This window comes from Curtobacterium flaccumfaciens (assembly GCF_051548005.1).
Classification (GTDB): Bacteria; Actinomycetota; Actinomycetes; order Actinomycetales; family Microbacteriaceae; genus Curtobacterium.
Window position 1 is genome coordinate 1 of sequence record NZ_JBPUGH010000259.1, and the last position, 1558, is coordinate 1558.

The window sequence follows — 1558 nt, forward strand, 5'->3', positions numbered from 1 at the left end:
GGGGCATGCTTGGCGTTATGACGATCTACCCGGGTGATCCGCGCGACGTCTACCGGCGTCGTCGCGGACTGATCAACGCCGCTCAGGGAGTGTTGTTTCTCCCGGCGCAGGGCGGTTGGCTTCTCATCGCCATGAGTCGCAGCGGAGCATGGTGGGCCGTGTGGGCAGTCGTTCTGACCATTCTTATCGGCGCGGTCATACTCGTGAGCGTCCAGGAGCATCGTCGCGGTCTGGCGGTCAGACCACCCGCGGTGACCGTCCTCCTTGTCTTGGAGCTCGCCGCTATAGCTGGTTGGTGTGCGGCGAGTTTGTTCCGTTAGCGCTCGGCCAGCCCGAAGCTCCGAGCTGTCACGACTCGGCCAGGAGACGCGCGAAGGCTGCAGCTGGGCTCTGACCGTTCAAGGTCTTGCGTGGGCGCTTATTGAGTTCGTCGGCGACTTCGAGGAGCCGTTCCGGGCTGTGGACGCTGAGGTCGGTGGACTTCGGGAAGTACTGCCGGAGCAGGCCGTTGGTGTTCTCGTTCGAGCCGCGCTGCCACGGCTTGTGGGGGTCGCAGAAGTAGATCGCGAGGTCGGTGGCGAGGGTGATGTCTTTGTGGCGGGCAAGCTCCGTGCCCTGATCCCAGGTCAACGACCGACGCAGATGCTCGGGGAGCGTCTGGATCATGGGGATCATCACGTCACGGACCGCGTCGGCACTGTGCCCGTTGGGCAGGTGCAGGAGCATCACGTACCGGGTGGTGCGTTCAACGAGGGTGCCGATCGCGCTGCGGGCGTTGATCCCGACGATCAGGTCCCCTTCCCAGTGCCCGGGGACGGCACGATCGTCGGCTTCGGCAGGGCGTTCGCTGATCAGGATCATGTCGCGGATCTTCGACCACGACGCCCGCCGCGGCTCACCTCGGTGCCGGCGAATCGCGCGACCGGTGCGGAGGTGTTTGTGCAGGTCAGCGCGCAGGTGCCCGCGGCCCTGGACGAACAGGGACTGGTAGATCGTCTCGTGCGACACGTGCATCTCCGGCCGGTCGGGGAACGTCCGGGCCAGGTCATCACGGATCTGCTCCGGGGACCAGTTCCGCACCAACCGCAGCTCGACCTGCAGGGCAAGCTCGACCCGATCCAGCTTCCGCGGTTTCGGGCGCCGCGCACGAGCCCGGCACTGCTTCTCGGCGGAGTACGGCCGGTAGGTTCGACCGGGCGCGGAGTTCCTCGTCAACTCACGGCTGATCGTCGATGGCGCCCTACCGAGGGCTTTCGCGATCGCACGCACGCCCTCACCCCCGAGGCGCAGGTCCGCGATCTGGAGCCGCTCTTCCTGGCTCAGATACCGGTCCGAGCGGGGCTTGTGAGCGACCGGGTTCCGTCCGCCGGCTGCTTTGACCCATCGGTATCCCTGACGTCGGTCCACGCCGACAGCATCACAGGCCGCCGTCCGCCCGAGGCCCTGTCTCAATAGCTCCCAGAACCGCGCCTCTCGAGCACGGTGTTCCAGCCTCGATCCCATCTGCAGCACTCCGATTCACGGTGGTGTTGCAACGACCGGCTGAAACCAAGGATCG

The 1558-nt window shown here is 66.2% G+C and carries 2 protein-coding genes; one reads left to right on the top strand and one right to left on the bottom strand.

What is annotated here, in order from left to right:
• Positions 1–320: hypothetical protein (locus tag ACSW7Y_RS17145; RefSeq protein ID WP_438127429.1), on the top strand; the 320-nt coding region annotated here is incomplete at its 5' end.
• Positions 321–348: 28 nt separating this feature from the next.
• Here ACSW7Y_RS17145 and ACSW7Y_RS17150 read toward each other — a convergent pair.
• Complete coding sequence (locus ACSW7Y_RS17150; RefSeq protein WP_438127430.1) at positions 349–1503, bottom strand: IS30 family transposase; 1155 nt, start codon at positions 1501–1503, stop codon at positions 349–351.
• Between the last annotated feature and the right edge of the window lie 55 nt (positions 1504–1558).

Bases quoted from the DNA above. Each gene is read 5' to 3' on its own strand.
- ACSW7Y_RS17150 (WP_438127430.1), bottom strand. From the start codon at position 1,503: ATGGGATCGAGGCTGGAACACCGTGCTCGAGAGGCGCGGTTCTGGGAG.